Annotated in this window: 12 protein-coding genes; 6 read left to right on the top strand and 6 right to left on the bottom strand. The window is 72.3% G+C overall.

All coding sequences use genetic code 11. The features are described from left to right. Positions 1 to 268 precede the first annotated feature (268 nt). Positions 269 to 1,666: a C4-dicarboxylate transporter DctA gene (locus CP969_RS26270; RefSeq protein ID WP_016824589.1), complete on the bottom strand. Its 1,398-nt coding sequence runs from the start codon at positions 1,664 to 1,666 to the stop codon at positions 269 to 271. 154 nt (positions 1,667 to 1,820) lie between these two features. Between CP969_RS26270 and CP969_RS26265 the strand changes: the two genes are divergently transcribed. The 3 genes from CP969_RS26265 to CP969_RS26255 all read left to right on the top strand — a co-directional run bounded on the left by CP969_RS26265 (position 1,821) and on the right by CP969_RS26255 (position 5,277). Continuing rightward, positions 1,821 to 3,485: a sensor histidine kinase gene (locus tag CP969_RS26265; RefSeq protein WP_016824590.1), complete on the top strand. Its 1,665-nt coding sequence runs from the start codon at positions 1,821 to 1,823 to the stop codon at positions 3,483 to 3,485. Further along, positions 3,482 to 4,168, top strand: coding sequence for a response regulator (locus CP969_RS26260; protein WP_004983260.1), 687 nt, complete (start codon positions 3,482 to 3,484; stop codon positions 4,166 to 4,168). Before CP969_RS26265 ends, CP969_RS26260 begins: the two co-directional genes overlap by 4 nt. 371 nt (positions 4,169 to 4,539) lie before the next feature. Continuing rightward, positions 4,540 to 5,277 carry a helix-turn-helix domain-containing protein gene (locus CP969_RS26255; RefSeq protein WP_016824591.1) on the top strand — a complete coding sequence of 246 codons (738 nt, stop codon included), beginning with the start codon at positions 4,540 to 4,542 and terminating at the stop codon, positions 5,275 to 5,277. A 60-nt stretch (positions 5,278 to 5,337) separates the two neighbouring features. Here the strand turns inward: CP969_RS26255 and CP969_RS26250 are convergent, their stop codons facing one another. Beyond that, a complete protein-coding gene (locus tag CP969_RS26250) occupies positions 5,338 to 6,363 on the bottom strand; it encodes an ATP-dependent 6-phosphofructokinase (RefSeq protein WP_004983263.1) in 1,026 nt (341 codons plus the stop codon). A gap of 290 nt (positions 6,364 to 6,653) precedes the next feature. Here CP969_RS26250 and pta point away from each other — a divergent pair, with 290 nt between their 5' ends. From pta to pyk, 3 genes are all read left to right on the top strand, one after another. After that, a complete protein-coding gene (gene pta / locus CP969_RS26245) occupies positions 6,654 to 8,756 on the top strand; it encodes a phosphate acetyltransferase (protein ID WP_004983264.1) in 2,103 nt (700 codons plus the stop codon). Continuing rightward, entirely contained in the window at positions 8,753 to 9,964 is a 1,212-nt protein-coding gene (locus tag CP969_RS26240; RefSeq protein WP_004983265.1) for an acetate kinase, read from the top strand. Before pta ends, CP969_RS26240 begins: the two co-directional genes overlap by 4 nt. Before the next feature lie 74 nt (positions 9,965 to 10,038). Continuing rightward, on the top strand, positions 10,039 to 11,466 hold the full coding sequence (gene pyk, locus CP969_RS26235; RefSeq protein WP_004983266.1) for a pyruvate kinase: 1,428 nt from the start codon (positions 10,039 to 10,041) through the stop codon (positions 11,464 to 11,466). A gap of 94 nt (positions 11,467 to 11,560) precedes the next feature. Here pyk and CP969_RS26230 read toward each other — a convergent pair whose 3' ends face one another. The 4 genes from CP969_RS26230 to CP969_RS26210 all read right to left on the bottom strand — a co-directional run bounded on the left by CP969_RS26230 (position 11,561) and on the right by CP969_RS26210 (position 15,942). Further along, positions 11,561 to 12,895, bottom strand: coding sequence for a hypothetical protein (locus CP969_RS26230; RefSeq protein ID WP_016824592.1), 1,335 nt, complete (start codon positions 12,893 to 12,895; stop codon positions 11,561 to 11,563). Continuing rightward, complete coding sequence (locus CP969_RS26225) at positions 12,885 to 13,472, bottom strand: DUF6114 domain-containing protein (RefSeq protein ID WP_016824593.1); 588 nt, start codon at positions 13,470 to 13,472, stop codon at positions 12,885 to 12,887. Before CP969_RS26225 ends, CP969_RS26230 begins: the two co-directional genes overlap by 11 nt. Before the next feature lie 188 nt (positions 13,473 to 13,660). Next, positions 13,661 to 14,305 carry a DUF6230 family protein gene (locus CP969_RS26220; RefSeq protein WP_004983270.1) on the bottom strand — a complete coding sequence of 215 codons (645 nt, stop codon included), beginning with the start codon at positions 14,303 to 14,305 and terminating at the stop codon, positions 13,661 to 13,663. A 656-nt stretch (positions 14,306 to 14,961) separates the two neighbouring features. After that, entirely contained in the window at positions 14,962 to 15,942 is a 981-nt protein-coding gene (locus CP969_RS26210; RefSeq protein ID WP_004983273.1) for a tetratricopeptide repeat protein, read from the bottom strand. Between the last annotated feature and the right edge of the window lie 119 nt (positions 15,943 to 16,061).

Here is a 16,061-nt window from a genome sequence, read left to right as displayed (position 1 = left end):
ATGAATATACGCAGAGGAAACCCCCGGGCGCAATTACCCGGGGGTTTTCTCGTGCCGGCGCGGGCCGGTCCGTCCCCACCGGCCGGCGGGCCGGAGCGGTCCCGGACGCGCGAGAAGGCCGAGCGGCCGGACTCACGGGGGAGGAGTCCGGCCGCTCGGCGGTGGGGCCCGGAGACGGGCGGCGCGCCCGCGGTTCTCCGGTGACCGGGCGGCTGGGCAACGGGGGAGTGTCCCAGCCGCCCGGGGTGTGCGGGGCGGGGCGCCGGCGTCAGGCCTTGGCCAGTTCCTTCTCGCCGCCCGGAGCGGGCGCCCCGGCGCGGACGTCGTCGGTGCCGGCGCCGTGCTCGTGGTCGTCCAGCAAGGTCTTCTCGTCGAAGGGGACGTGGCCCGCGAGCACCTGGTCCGCCCGCTCCTTGTCGAACTCCTTGGTCCAGGTGCCGACCAGCACCGTGGCGACCGCGTTGCCCGCGAAGTTGGTCAGGGCGCGGGCCTCGCTCATCAGGCGGTCGATGCCGACGATCAGGCCGATGCCGTCCACCAGGGCCGGCTTGTGCGACTGCAGGCCACCGGCCAGCGTCGCCAGGCCGGCGCCGGAGACACCGGCGGCGCCCTTGGAGGCGATCAGCAGGAAGAGCAGCAGCGTGACCTGCTCGCCCATCGACATCGGCGTGCCCAGGGCGTCGGCGATGAACAGCGAGGCCATGGTCATGTAGATCATGGTGCCGTCGAGGTTGAAGGAGTAACCGGTCGGGACGGTGATGCCGACCACCGGCTTGCTGACGCCCACGTGCTCCATCTTCGCGATGAGCCGCGGCAGCGCCGACTCGGACGAGGACGTGGACAGGATCAGCAGGAACTCACGGCCCAGGTACTTGAACAGGCTCCAGATGTTCAGGCCCGCGACGATCCGCAGCAGCGCGCCGAGCACCACGAAGATGAACAGCACACAGGTGATGTAGAAGCCGAGCATCAGCACCGCGAGGCTCTTCAGCGCGTCCAGGCCGGCGGATCCGGTGACCGCGGCCATGGCGCCGAACGCACCGATCGGGGCGGCCCACATGATCATGGCGAGGACCCGGAAGACCAGCCGCTGGATGTGCTCGATGCCGCGCAGGACCGGCTGGCCGGCGCTGCCCATGGCCTGCAGCGCGAAGCCGCACAGCAGGGCGACCAGCAGGGTCTGCAGCACCTCGCCCTGGGTGAAGGCGGACACGATCGTGGCCGGGATGATGCCGAGCAGGAACTCGGTGGTGTCCTTGGCCTCCGCGTCGACCTGGGCCTGACCGGTCTCCTTGACCGCGTCGGTGACCGCGAGACCCGTCCCGGGGTCCAGGATGTTGCCGACGACCAGGCCGATGCCGAGCGCGACCAGCGACATGACCAGGAAGTAGACCATGGCGATGCCGCCGACCGCGCCGACCTTGGCGGCCTTCCGCACGGAGCCGATGCCCAGCACGATCGTGCAGAAGATGATCGGCGAGATCATCATCTTGATCAGGTTCACGAACCCGGTGCCGAGCGGCTTCAGCTCGACCGCGAAGTCGGGTACGAGCAGGCCGACGCCGATCCCGAGGGCGACCGCGATGATCACCGCGATGTAGAGATAGTGCGTGCGGTCCCGCTTGGCCTCGGGTTCGGCAGGTGCCGTATCGGCTGCGCTGGTCACGGCGGCCCTCCTTGACGACGTCGTCGGCATCACCGGCGTGCGGCTCACGTCCCGGGATGGGGTTTGGGGAATGCCGTGACTATCTCCCGGCGTGTGAGTGCGGTCACCCTTCCGTTCATTTAGTTCATCGGGAAAGCGGAGGCAGACTGGCTCCATGCGTCTCCCCGTCCCCCGACCCCGCAGCCTGGCGGGCCAGCTCTTCGCCGTGCAGGCCGTGCTGCTGACGGTCGTCGTCGCCGGGTACGCGCTGTTCACCTACGTCAGCGACCGCAGCCAGGCCGAGGAGACCGCCGGCCTCCAGGCCGAGGCGGTGGCCCGCTCGGTCGCCGACTCCCCCTCGGTGCGGGAGGCGATCCGCACCTCCGACCCCTCGACCTCGCTCCAGCCCTACGCGGTGGCCGTGGTGCGCGACACCGACGTCGACTTCGTCACGATCATGGATCCGCGGGGCATCCGCTGGACCCACCCCGACCCGGAGCAGATCGGCCTGCCCTTCCGCGGCCACACCGCCCCCGCCCTCGAGGGCCGCACCTTCACCGAGACCTACACCGGCACCCTCGGCCCGTCCGTCCGCGCGGTGACCCCGGTCCGGGACGGCGACCGGATCGTCGGCCTGGTCAGCGCGGGGATCCGGGTCGAGGAGATCAGCGCGCGCGTCCGGGGGCAGCTGACGGCCCTGCTCGGGGTCGCGGCCGGCGCCCTCGGGCTCGGCGCGGTCGGCACGTACGTCGTCAACGCCCGGCTGCGCCGGCACACCCACGGGATGAACGCGACCGAGCTCAGCCACATGCACGACTACCATCAGGCCGCGCTCCACGCCGTGCGCGAGGGGCTGCTGATGCTGGACGGCCAGTTCCGGATCGCGCTGATCAACGACGGCGGGCGGGAGCTGCTGGGCGTGGCCCGGGGGGAGGACGTGGTGGGCAGGCCGGTGACGGAGCTCGCTTTGCCCTCCCCGCTGACGGGTGCGCTGCTGGACTCCAGGCCGCGGGTGGACGAGATGCACCTGACGGCGGACCGGGTGCTGGTGGTGAACACCTCGCCGGTCTCCGGCGGCCAGCGGCGCGGCTCGGTGGTGACCCTGCGGGACGTGACCGAGCTCCAGTCGCTGATGGGTGAGCTGGACTCCGAGCGGGGCTTCACCCGGGCGCTGCGCTCCCAGGCGCACGAGGCGGCGAACCGGCTGCACACCGTGGTCTCGCTGATCGAGCTGGGCCGGGCCCAGGAGGCGGTGGACTTCGCGACCGCCGAGCTGGAGCTGGCCCAGGCGCTCACCGACCAGGTGGTGGCGGCCGTGAGCGAGCCGGTGCTGGCGGCCCTGCTGCTGGGCAAGACGGCGCAGGCCAACGAGCGGGGCGTGGAGCTGGTGGTGTCGCCCGAGAGCCGCCTGGACGACGGTCTGCTGCCGGACACCCTGCCCGCCCGCGACCTGGTCACCATTCTCGGCAACCTGATCGACAACGCCGTGGACGCGGCGCAGGGCGGCGTCCGGCCCCGGGTGACGGTGACGGCGCTGACCGGGGAGGGCGCGGAGGGCGCGGCGGATCCGGAGCTGACCCTGCGGGTGTCCGACACCGGCCCCGGGGTGGACCCGGACCACGCGGAGGCGCTCTTCGAGCGGGGCTTCACGACCAAGCAGTCCGGTCCGGGCGGACGGGGACTGGGCCTGGCGCTGGTCCGGCAGGCGGTGGGGCGGCACGGCGGATCGCTCTCGGTGACGTCGGCGGAGGGGGGCGGTGCCCGGTTCGAGGTGCGGCTGCCCCTGCGGGGCGCCGTCACCGGCGGCGCGCTCGTGCGGTGCCCGGGAGGCGGCGCATGACGGACGGCCGGACCATCAGGGTCCTGGTGGTGGAGGACGACCCGGTCGCCGCCGACGCCCACGTGCTGTACGTCGGCCGGGTGCCGGGCTTCGTCGCCGTCGGCAAGGCGCACACCGGTGCGCAGGCCCGCCGGGTCCTGGAGCGCACGCCCGTCGACCTGCTCCTCCTCGACCTGCACCTGCCCGACGTGCACGGGCTGCAGCTGGCCCGCTCGCTGCGGGCCGCCGGGCACCACGCCGACGTGATAGCGGTGACCTCGGCCCGGGACCTCGCGGTGGTGCGCGAGGGGGTGTCGCTGGGGGTCGTGCAGTACGTGCTGAAGCCCTTCACCTTCGCGACGCTGCGAGACCGCCTGGTGCGGTACGCCGAGTTCCGCGCGGCGGCCGGCGAGGCCAGCGGCCAGGCGGAGGTGGACCGCGCGCTGGCCGTGCTGCGCGCCCCGGGCCCGTCCGCCCTGCCCAAGGGGCTGAGCGCGCCGACGCTGGAGCGGGTGTCCGTGGTCCTGCGGGACGCCGAGGAGGGCCTGACCGCCACCGGGGTCGCGGAGGCCGTCGGCATCTCCCGCATCACCGCCCGCCGCTATCTGGAGCACCTGGTGGAGACCGACCGCGCGGCCCGGCGCCCGCAGTACGGGACCGTGGGCCGGCCGGAACTGCAGTACCGGTGGGTGAGCGGCCCGTGAGGGCGGCCGGCGGTTCTGGGGCGGGCGCGGCGTTCGGTTTGCGCCGCGGGGACGGCCGCCGTCCGGACCCCGGCCACCCCGTTCCGCCGCACGACCGTTCGACGACCGCACGTCCGGTGCCGCCCGCGGCCCGCCCGGGCGGCGGGCGCGCCGACGGCGCCGTCCGACCCCGGTTCGGTGCATATGCCCGCTGAGCTTTCCGTTTGCGTTCCGGCCGTCCGGACGGGGCGCCGGCCGTCCCTCCGGAAGGCCGGCACCCCGTCCGGACGGCCGTCCTTCGCCGGGCGGCCGACCCGCCGGTAGCCGTACGTTCCTACAGTCGGTGATCCTGGCCGAACAGAGCGTGGCCGTCCCGTCCGCACGCCCCTAGCTTGTGGGCCGTGCCCCGATCCTCCGCTCGACCGAACCGTCCCCCGTCCCCCGGCGCCCACCCGCCCCCGCCGTTCGACGCCCCCGCGGCCCGCCGGCTGCGAACCGGCCTCGGCCTGGGTCCGCACCAGGTCGCCCACACCCTGCGCGCCTCGTACGGGCTGCCGTACGTCACACCGGATCTCGTCGCCGCCTGGGAACGCGGGACCGCCGCCCCCTCGCCCGGCGAACTGACCGCGCTGGCGGGGGTGCTGTGGTGCTCGCCGGGTGAACTCGTCGGACGTCCGCGCACCTTGCGCGAGCACCGCGTCGCCCGCGGTCTGGCGCCCGAGGACGTCGCCCGCGCGGTCGGCCACGAACTCCACGCCTATCTGCGGATGGAGGAGACCGGCCGGTGGCGCGGCTCCGCGCGGCAGTCCGCCACCCTGACCGGACTGCTGGCCCTGTCCCCGGCCGACGTCGTCACCGTCACCGGCCGGGAGGAGTCACTCGCGGAGCTGCTGCGCCGCGCGGCGACGACGCGCTGGCAGCCGTACGTACGGCCGGTCTCGAGGATCGTCCCGCTGGAGCGGCGGCGGCTGGAAGGAGCGCTCCGGCGGCTCCACCAGGACTACCGGGGCCGCCTGGCCGCCGGCCTCGGCCGGGGCGGCGTCCGGGGCGACGCCGGGGACGGCGGACGGGAACTCCTGGAACACGTCGTGGAGCACTTCTGGAGGGCGGTCGGCACCCGCGGCGGCTGACCGGCCGGGAACCGTGCCGCGGGTGCGGGCGCCGACCGTGCCCCCGGGGGCCCGGCGTCCCTAGAAGACCGACTCCGCCTCGTCCATCCGGTCCTTCGGGACCGTCTTCAGCTCCGTGACCGCCTCCGCCAGCGGCACCATCACGACGTCCGTGCCGCGCAGCGCGGTCATCCTGCCGAAGTCGCCCCGGTGCGCGGCCTCCACCGCGTGCCAGCCGAAGCGGGTGGCCAGCACCCTGTCGTACGCCGTGGGCGTGCCCCCGCGCTGGATGTGGCCGAGGATGACCGGCCTGGCCTCCTTGCCCAGGCGCCGCTCCAGCTCACGCGCCAGGGCCGTGCCGATGCCCTGGAAGCGCTCGTGGCCGAACTTGTCGATCTCGCCCTTGCCGTAGTCCATGGTGCCGTCGGCCGGGTGCGCGCCCTCGGCGACGCAGATCACCGCGAACTTCTTGCCGCGGGCGAAGCGCTCCTCGACCATCTTGACCAGCTGGGCCGGGTCGAAGGGGCGCTCGGGCAGGCAGATGCCGTGCGCGCCGGCGGCCATGCCGGACTCCAGGGCGATCCAGCCCGCGTGCCGGCCCATCACCTCGACCACCATCACCCGCTGGTGGGACTCGGCGGTGGTCTTCAGGCGGTCCATCGCCTCCGTGGCGACACCGACGGCGGTGTCGAAGCCGAAGGTGCGGTCGGTGGAGGAGATGTCGTTGTCGATCGTCTTGGGGACGCCGACCACCGGCAGGCCCGCGTCCGACAGCATGCGGGCCGCGGTGAGCGTGCCCTCGCCGCCGATCGGGATCAGCGCGTCGATGCCGAAGTCGCGGATCATGTCGGAGGCGTTCTCGCAGGCCTCGCGCAGCCGGTCGCGCTCCAGCCGGGAGGAGCCGAGGATGGTGCCGCCGCGGGCCAGGATGCCGCTGACCGCGTTTAGGTCGAGCGTGCGGTAGCGGCCGTCGAGCAGTCCCGAGTAGCCGTCCTCGAAGCCGATGACCTCGTCGTCGTAGTTGTCGACCGCTCGGTGCACGACCGACCGGATCACTGCGTTCAGGCCGGGGCAGTCGCCGCCTGCGGTGAGAACTCCGATACGCATCGTGCTGTGTCTCCTGGTCGCTGTCGATACCGGTGAGCCAACCCCGATTGTTCCATGTCGCCCCCGGCGGCGGCGCCCCGTCCCCGTTCCCGGGTGCCCGTCCGTCCCGATCCGTCCCGATCTCGGGTGCCCGTCCGGCCCGGCCCTCGACCCCATGGGCGGGCGACGCCCTAACTACCGACAGAGGTATTGTCAAGAGGGTTCCACTCACCTGGGTGGGCGATTTTTGCGCGGCCGGAGTGACCGCGGGAACCCGACGAACGCGAGGCCCCCGAGGAAACGGAGAGCGCGTGACCCGCAGCGTGTACGTGACCGGCATCGACCGCGGCGACGGCCGCCAGGTCGTCGAGCTGGGTGTCATGGAACTCCTGACCCGGCAGGTCGACCGGGTGGGCGTCTTCCGTCCCCTGGTGCACGACGGACCCGACCGCCTCTTCGAACTGCTGCGCGCCCGCTACCGGCTCACCCAGGACCCGGCGACCGTCTACGGCATGGACTACCCGGAGGCGTCCGCGCTCCAGGCCGAGCGGGGCACGGACGAACTGGTGTCCGCCCTCGTCGACCGGTTCCACCGGGTCGCCCGCGACTACGACGTCGTCCTCGTCCTCGGCACCGACTACGCCGACACCCAGTTCCCGGACGAACTGAGCCTGAACGCCCGGCTCGCCAACGAGTTCGGCGCCTCGGTGATCCCGGTCGTGGGCGGGCGGAAGCAGACCGCGGAGTCGGTGCGCGCCGAGACCCGCAACGCCTACCGCGCCTACGACACCCTGGGCTGCGACGTGCTCGCCATGGTGGTCAACCGGGTCGCCCGCGAGGACCGGGACGAGATCGCCGAGCGGCTCTCCTCCCGGCTGCCCGTGCCCTGCTACGTCCTGCCGGACGAGCCGGCGCTGTCCGCCCCGACCGTCTCGCAGATCGCGCACACCCTGAACGCGAAGGTGGTGCTCGGCGACGACTCCGGGCTGGCCCGCGACGCCCTCGACTTCGTCTTCGGCGGCGCCATGCTGCCCAACCTCCTCGCCGCCCTGACCCCGGGCTGCCTGGTGGTCACCCCCGGCGACCGCGCCGACCTGGTCGTCGGCTCGCTCGCCGCGCACAGCGCCGGCACCCCGCCGATCGCCGGGGTGCTGCTCACCCTGGACGAGGTCCCCGGCGACGACATCCTCACCCTCGCCGCCCGGCTCGCCCCCGGCACCCCGGTGCTGTCGGTGTCCGGCAACAGCTTCCCCACCGCCGAGCAGCTGTTCTCCCTGGAGGGCAAGCTGAACGCGGCCACCCCGCGCAAGGCGGAGACCGCGCTCGGCCTCTTCGAGCGGTACGCCGACACCGCGGAGATCGAACGGCGGGTCTCCGCGCCCAGCAGCGACCGGGTGACGCCGATGATGTTCGAGCACAAGCTGCTCGAACAGGCCCGCTCCGACCTGCGGCGAGTCGTGCTCCCCGAGGGCGCCGAGGAGCGGGTGCTGCACGCGGCCGAGGTGCTGCTGCGCCGGGGCGTGTGCGAGCTGACCCTGCTCGGTCCGGTCGACCCCATCCGCAAGAAGGCCGCGGACCTCGGCATCGACCTCGGCGACACCCAGCTGATCGACCCGGCCACCTCCGAGCTGCGCGACTCCTTCGCCGAGAAGTACGCGGCCCTGCGCGCCCACCGGGGCGTGACCGTGGAGCTGGCCTACGACGTCGTCTCCGACGTCAACTACTTCGGCACGCTGATGGTGCAGGAGGGCCTGGCCGACGGCATGGTGTCCGGCTCGGTGCACTCCACCGCCGCGACCATCCGGCCGGCGTTCGAGATCATCAAGACCCGCGAGGACGCCCGGATCGTCTCCTCCGTCTTCTTCATGTGCCTGGCCGACAAGGTCCTCGTCTACGGCGACTGCGCGGTCAACCCGGACCCGGACGCGGAGCAGCTGGCCGACATCGCCGTGCAGTCGGCGGTCACCGCCGCGCGGTTCGGGGTGGAACCGCGGATCGCGATGCTGTCGTACTCGACGGGCACCTCCGGCTCCGGCGCCGACGTCGACAAGGTGCGCGAGGCGACCGAGCTGGTGCGCGCGCGCCGTCCCGACCTCAAGATCGAGGGGCCGATCCAGTACGACGCGGCCGTGGAGCCCTCGGTCGCGGCGACCAAGCTGCCGGACTCCGAGGTCGCCGGGCAGGCCACCGTGCTGATCTTCCCCGACCTGAACACCGGCAACAACACCTACAAGGCCGTGCAGCGCTCGGCCGGCGCGATCGCCGTCGGCCCGGTGCTCCAGGGCCTGCGCAAGCCGGTCAACGACCTGTCCCGGGGGGCCCTCGTCCAGGACATCGTCAACACCGTCGCCATCACGGCGATCCAGGCCCAGTCCCCCGCGTCGTCCCCGAGCGAGAAGGCAGCCGCCCCGTGAGTCCCTCCCGTGTCCTCGTCCTCAACTCCGGCTCGTCGTCGGTGAAGTACCAGCTGTTCGACATGCGCGACAGCAGCCGGCTGGCCGCGGGGCTGGTCGAGCGGATCGGTGAGCGGACCTCCCTCGTGCGGCACACCCCGCTCGCCGCGGGCGGCGGGAGCCGGGAGCGCTCCGGGCCGATCGCCGACCACGGCGCCGCCCTGAAGGCGATGGCCGAGGAGCTGGCCGCCGACGGGCTGGGGCTGGACTCCCCGGAGCTGGCCGCGATCGGCCACCGGGTGGTGCACGGCGGGAAGCACTTCACCGAGCCGACCGTCGTCGACGACCGCGTGTGCGCCGAGATCGAACGGCTCGTCCCGGTCGCCCCGCTGCACAACCCGGCCAACCTGACCGGCATCCGCACCGCCATGGCGCTGCGCCCGGACCTGCCGCAGGTCGCCGTCTTCGACACCGCCTTCCACACCACGATGCCGGAGTCGGCCGCCCGCTACGCGATCGACGTGGAGACCGCCGACGAGCACCGCATCCGCCGCTACGGCTTCCACGGCACCTCGCACGCGTACGTCTCCCGTGCGACGGCGCGGCTGCTCGGGAAGGCGCCCGAGGAGGTGAACGTCATCGTGCTGCACCTGGGCAACGGGGCGTCCGCCGCGGCCGTGCGGGGCGGACGGTGCGTGGACACCTCCATGGGGCTGACGCCCTTGGAAGGGCTCGTGATGGGTACGCGGTCCGGAGACATGGACCCGGCCGTCATCTTCCACTTGATGCGTGTCGGCGGAATGTCCGCCGACGAGATCGACGCTCTCCTCAACAAGAAGAGCGGTCTCGTCGGTCTGTGCGGGGACAACGACATGCGGGAGATCCGCCGCCGGATCGACGAGGGCGACGAACGGGCGAAGCTCGCGTTCGACCTCTACATTCACCGTCTGAAGAAGTACATCGGGGCCTATTACGCCGTTCTCGGGCGGGTGGACGCGGTGGCCTTCACCGCCGGCGTCGGCGAGAACTCCGTGCCGGTGCGGGAGGCGGCCGTGGCGGGTCTGGAGGGGCTGGGCCTCGCGGTCGACGCCGAGCGCAACGCCGTACGCAGCGGCGAGCCGCGGCTGATCTCGCCCGAGGGGGCACGGGTCGCGGTCGCCGTGGTACCCACGGACGAGGAAATGGAGATCGCCACCCAGACATACGCACTGGCCGGAAAGAACAACTGAGCGGCCGATTCCTCATTTGTATTTTCCGCCAGACGGAATATTCCGCTGCGAAACAAACCGATAGGATCGCCCCCATGCGCCGTTCGAAAATCGTCTGTACTCTCGGCCCCGCGGTCGACTCCCACGAGCAGCTCGTCGCTCTGATCGAAGCCGGCATGAACGTGGCCCGCTTCAACTTCAGCCACGGCACGCACGCCGAGCACCAGGGCCGGTACGACCGGGTCCGTGCCGCCGCCAAGGAGACCGGCCGGGCCGTCGGTGTCCTCGCCGACCTCCAGGGCCCGAAGATCCGCCTGGAGACCTTCGCCGAAGGTCCCGTCGAGCTGGTGCGCGGTGACGAGTTCACCATCACCACCGAGGACGTCCCGGGCGACAAGACGATCTGCGGAACGACCTACAAGGGCCTGCCGGGCGACGTCTCCCGCGGCGACCAGGTGCTGATCAACGACGGCAACGTCGAGCTGAAGGTGCTGGACGTCGAGGGCCCCCGGGTGAAGACGATCGTCATCGAGGGCGGCGTCATCTCCGACCACAAGGGCATCAACCTGCCGGGCGCGGCCGTCAACGTCCCCGCGCTGAGCGAGAAGGACGTCGAGGACCTGCGCTTCGCGCTGCGGATGGGCTGCGACCTGGTCGCCCTGTCCTTCGTCCGGGACGCGGCGGACGTCGCCGACGTCCACCGCGTGATGGACGAGGAGGGCCGCCGCGTCCCCGTCATCGCCAAGGTGGAGAAGCCGCAGGCGGTGGAGAACATGGAGGACGTCGTGATGGCGTTCGACGGTGTGATGGTCGCCCGCGGCGACCTCGCCGTCGAGTACCCGCTCGAGAAGGTCCCCATGGTGCAGAAGCGCCTGATCGAGCTGTGCCGGCGCAACGCCAAGCCGGTGATCGTGGCGACCCAGATGATGGAGTCGATGATCACCAACTCCCGCCCGACCCGCGCCGAGGCCTCCGACGTGGCCAACGCGATCCTGGACGGCGCCGACGCGGTGATGCTGTCGGCCGAGTCGAGCGTGGGCGCGTACCCGATCGAGACCGTGCGGACGATGTCGAAGATCGTCCAGGCGGCCGAGCAGGAACTGCTCTCCAAGGGCCTGCAGCCGCTGGTGCCCGGCAAGAAGCCGCGCACGCAGGGTGGTTCGGTGGCCCGCGCGGCCTGCGAGATCGCCGACTTCCTCGGCGGCAAGGGCCTGGTGGCCTTCACCCAGTCCGGCGACACGGCCCGCCGGCTGTGCCGTTACCGCGTCGCCCAGCCGATCCTGGCGTTCACCACGGACGAGTCCACCCGCAACCAGCTGGCGCTGAGCTGGGGCGTGGAGTCGCACGTCGTGCCGTTCGTGAACAGCACCGACGAGATGGTCGACCTGGTGGAGCAGGAGCTGGTCAAGCTGAAGCGCTTCAGCGAGGGCGACACCGTGATCATCACCGCCGGTTCGCCCCCCGGTGTCCCCGGCACCACCAACATGGTCCGCGTCCACCACCTGGGCGGCCCGACGAACTGACCCGGAGAGCTCCGGCACGCCACCGGGGGCGCCCCTGCGGACGGGGGCGCCCCCGGTGTCGCGTGCGGCTCCCGGGAAGGTCTCCGGCGGACGGTCAGTCCGTGACGTACTGCTGCAGCCCGGGGATGTACAGGGTCCCGCCGAACTGGCCGGCCTGCTGCACCGTCACGTCGGTGAAGTAGATCAGCGGGATGTTCAGCGGCGGCGGGTGCTCCGGGTCGAAGGTGACCGGGACCAGGCCGAGCAGCTTGCCGGAGATGCGCTCCGTGTACATCACGGTGTCGCCGTCGCGGATCGTGGACGTCGACCCCTTGCGGGCCCGCACGTGGTGGGTCTTGCCGGACAGCTCGTCCTTGACCGTCTGGTGCAGGTCGCCGATGTCGGTGCCGTCGGAGACGACGTACTTCAGCACCTTCTTCGTCCTGCCGCTCGCGGTCCGCACCTCGACGATGCCCTGGTAGTCGGCGCCCTTCAGCAGCAGCGAGCTGGCGTTCAGGTACCAGGGGTCCTCGGGCAGCAGGATCTCGTTGTCGACCCCGCCCTCGGCGTCGGTGGCGACCGGGCAGTCCTCCAGGTCGGTCCCGGACGTCTCGGAGGGGCTCGGGGAGGCGGTGGCCTCCGGGGTCGGCGTCGGGGTCGGGGCCGTCACCTCGGCCTCCTCCTCACCGCCCCCGTCCGCCCGCGGCGCCTCGTCGCCGGAGGTCTTCGCGGTGTCCCGCGCCGCCTCGGCGGCCTTCCCGGTGCCCTCCTCCGCGGTGCCGTCCGCGTCCCGGTCCGCGGCCGGGGCGGACGGGGCGGGGCTCGCACTCGCCTCCGCCTTCTCGTCCCCGTCCTCGGGGGTGAAGACGTCCTTGAGGGCGTCCCCGAGCTTCTCCAGCGCGTTGCGGTCGGTCTCCGACGGGGCCGGCGCGGGCTCGGCCCGCTCCGCCGCGTCCTGCCCGGCCGCGGACGCGGACGGGGTGGCCGCGGGCTCGTCCTCGTCGTCGGAACCTGAATCCGACGAAGAGGACGTGTCCTCGTCCGCGCCCTTGCCCGCACCGGCGGAGGCCGGGGGAGCGGGCTCCGCGGTGGGGGCCTCGTCCGGGGACGCGCTGTCGCTCGCCGTGGGGGCCGGTGCGGACGACGCGGGGGCGTCGTCCTTCCCGGCGCCCTTCTCGGCCTCCTCGATGGCGGCCAGGCATTCCTTGTACTCGTCCGCGGTCAGGCTTCTGGAGGGCGGCGTGTCGTTGCCGTCGGCGAGCGCCAGGGTCGGGGTGAACCCCATTCCCATGAGGACCGCCGTCGGCATCGCCGCCAGGGCCACCACCTTGCCGCTCGGCACGTGGAGCCGGGTGAGCAGCGGCTTCTTCGGGGCCGCGTGGCGCGGCCCTTTCGTCCGGGGACCCGGGAGCGCGGCGGCTCTCGGGTCGCGCGTCTCGTCAGCCGACACGGTGCCCCCTGTCGAGGTCCTCGGCCCGGACGCCGCCCGTCTCCCCGTCACCGCCGGCCTCGTACGGGGGGTGGGGCCGCCCCGGCTCGGCGACGGTGTCCTCGGGGGCGTCGTCCTGCACGGCGTCCTCTCCCCCGGGTCCTCGGAGGGCGCCCCGCGGGTCGCTCTCTCCGGTGTCCGCCTCGCCCGGCGCCCAGGAGAGGGAGAGCGCACCGCCGATCATCGCCAGCAGGAAGCCGATGATGAAGCCGCCTATGTTGGACACGACCAGGGACACCAGGGCCAGGAGGATCGACGCGACACCGGCGAAGATGCGCGTGGCCTGCTGGAACCACATCGTCAGGCCGAGCGTGAACAGCAGGACGCCGATGATCAGCGACCCCGACCCGGCGGTCGTCGCCATGGCGAGCGACATGTGGCCCAGCTTCAGCGTGGCGTAGGGGAAGTAGGCGATGGGGATGCCGCCCAGCAGGGTGAACAGGCCGGCCCAGAACGGCCGGGTGCCCCGCCAGTCGCGGAAGCGCAGACGCAGCCGGGTGAAGGTCCCGGCGCTCTGGACCGGAGTCTCGGCACTCATGGAAAAAGCTCCCTGGGTCCGGTGGAAGTACGTACCGGCTCGGCCGTAGGCGCTGAGAAGCCGGAAGTCTGAGTCTGTGAGGATGGCCCGGCACGCGGACCGGCGGGGCCGGCGGGGCGGAGAAGCGACGGCTCCCCCGCCCCCCGGAGCGGCTCAGCCACCCCGGAACACCCCGGTGACGGAAGCCGTCAGTAGCACTCCATCTTGGGGTCCGCGCCGAGGCGCATCGAGAGGCCGTTCAGCGTGAACGTGCCGGCCGTGGTCGCCCACGCCGTCTGCTTGACGCCGTAGAGGTCGGCCGACTCCGCCTGCTGGGCGAAGCCACCCGGCTGGGTGGTCTTCACGTCCTTGTTCGCGGGGCCGCGCGTCTTGTCCTGGATCGCGACGCCGATGTCGATGTTCTTGAACTTCGCGTCGGCGTCGAGCTGGGCGACGTCGATGTAGAGGTTCTCGGCCGTGACCGGCTTGCCCGGAGCGTTGCCCGCCTCGAGACGAAGGTAGATCGTCTTCTTGATGAGGGGGATCTCCGTCTTGACCGACTGGCACATCTTGGTGATCCTCGCCGTGTCGAACGACGAGATCGCGACCGGAACTTGCGTCTTCTCTTTACCGTCGGTCGAGGTGTAGACGCTGTCGATGCCGCCGTACTGGGCGAAACCCTCACCGTGCAGGTGACCGGCCGTCACCTTGAACTGCTGGCCGGACACGCTGAACGACGCCGCGAGGGCACCCTGCGCCAGGCCGACGCCCACCGCGGCCGTGGCGACCACGCTGGGCACCATGACCACGGCGAACCGCTTCCATCTGGTCCCGCCACGCACCTGGGACTCCATATTTCCTCCTTCTCGGACGTACATCTCCTGTCCTGACCGGCCGTCACGAACGGCGGCTCGGTCGGGCAGGGATGGGAGAAGTGCTCCGTCCTCGGGAAGGAGAGCGCCCGCACCCGACGGCGCACGAAGCGCCCGGATCACCGGCGGTCACTCCCGAGCGACAACCACTGGTCGCGCCTGACACGCATCACGCACAACCCTGCTGGACAGGCTTCACCCGCGGGCGAAGACCCCCCTGTCCAAAGGCCGGCGTCACTGCCGCCGGCCCTGCTCGGTGGGGACCCAGGAGGCCCGCGGGCCCGATTGGCTGTCGGGGCACGGGCGATGGACCGAGCGTCGCCGATCGTGGTGCATTCTCGCCGCACATACAAGGGGGTTCGTTACTCGCTAGTAACGGCCGGATAACCGAGGGGCGACGCACCGATCCCGGCCGGCGACGCTGGGTGTCCCGGCGGGGGCGTACAAAACTATTGATCCTTGGACGGAATCCGACAGACCGATGCCCGCGACTTACTCGCAGTAACAGCGGCCGCGATTGCCAAGTTTTGGCAAAGCGCGGCCGCTTCGGTCCCGGTGGACCGGCCCTCCACTCGGGCCCCACGGATCCGGACGGCCGGCGGAACGGCCGGAACCGGTCTCCGCGCCGCCCGGTCCGCTCAGAACAGGGCCCGTGCCAGCGCCCGGCGCGCGGCGATCACGCGCGGGTCCTCGGCGCCGACCACCTCGAACAGCTCCAGCAGCCGCACCCGTGCGGCGTCCCGGTCGTCGCCCGCGGTGCGCCCCACCGTCTCGATGAGCCGGCCGAAGGCGTCCTCGACGTGACCGCCCACCAGGTCCAGGTCGGCGGCGGCGATCTGGGCCGCGGCGTCCTGCGGCTTCTCGGCTGCGTCCTTGCGCACCCGCACCGGGTCCAGGCCCTGTACGCGCTGGAGCAACTCCGCCTGCGCGAGGCCCAGTCGGGCCTCCGTGTTGCCCGGGTCCTCGGCGAGCACGTTCTTGTACGCCTGGACGGCGCCGCCCAGGTCACCGGCGTCCAGGGCCTGCACGGCGGCCTCCAGCAGGGCGTCGTGCGGACCGGCGGGCGCGTCCTGGACGGCGGCCCGGTCGCCGCCGCCCGGCTCGGCCTCCGGGTCGACGACGAGGCCGGTCAGGCCGAAGCGCTGCTCGGCGACCTGCACCAGCTGGTCCAGGGTCTGGCGGATCTGCGCCTCGCCCGCGGCCCCCTGGAAGAGCGGCAGCGCCTGTCCGGCCACCACCGCGAAGACCGCCGGGATGCCCTGGATCCCGAACTGCTGCATCAGCATCTGGTTGGCGTCGACGTCGATCTTGGCGAGGAGGAAGCGCCCGTTGTACTCGACGGCGAGCCGCTCCAGGACGGGGCTCAGCTGCTTGCAGGGCTCGCACCACTCGGCCCAGAAGTCGATGACGACCGGGACCTCGGTGGACCGCTGCAGGACGTCGCGCTCGAAGCCGGCCTCGTCGACGTCGATGACGAGATCGGCCGGGGAGACGGCGCCCCCGCCGCCCTGCCGGGCCGCTTCGGCGCGCGCCTGCTCCGCCTTCGCCTTGGCCTCCTGGGCCGCCTTCACCGCGGCGAGGTCGACGACTCCGCTCATGGACATGTTCCGTGGCTGCATGCGTCTATCCTCCCCCGTGCGGCGCGCGTGTGTGAAAACGCCCGGGGAAAGCCAGGCGTTCGTGTGCTGTCGGGCGCCGGGTCCCCACCCCACGCCGTGGTCGTCGCTCGGGCACGTCG

This window comes from Streptomyces viridosporus T7A (assembly GCF_008704515.1).
In the GTDB taxonomy this organism is placed as follows: Bacteria; Actinomycetota; Actinomycetes; order Streptomycetales; family Streptomycetaceae; genus Streptomyces; species Streptomyces viridosporus.
Note: the sequence above shows the minus strand (reverse complement) of the source record. Positions and strands in the feature narration are given on the sequence as shown.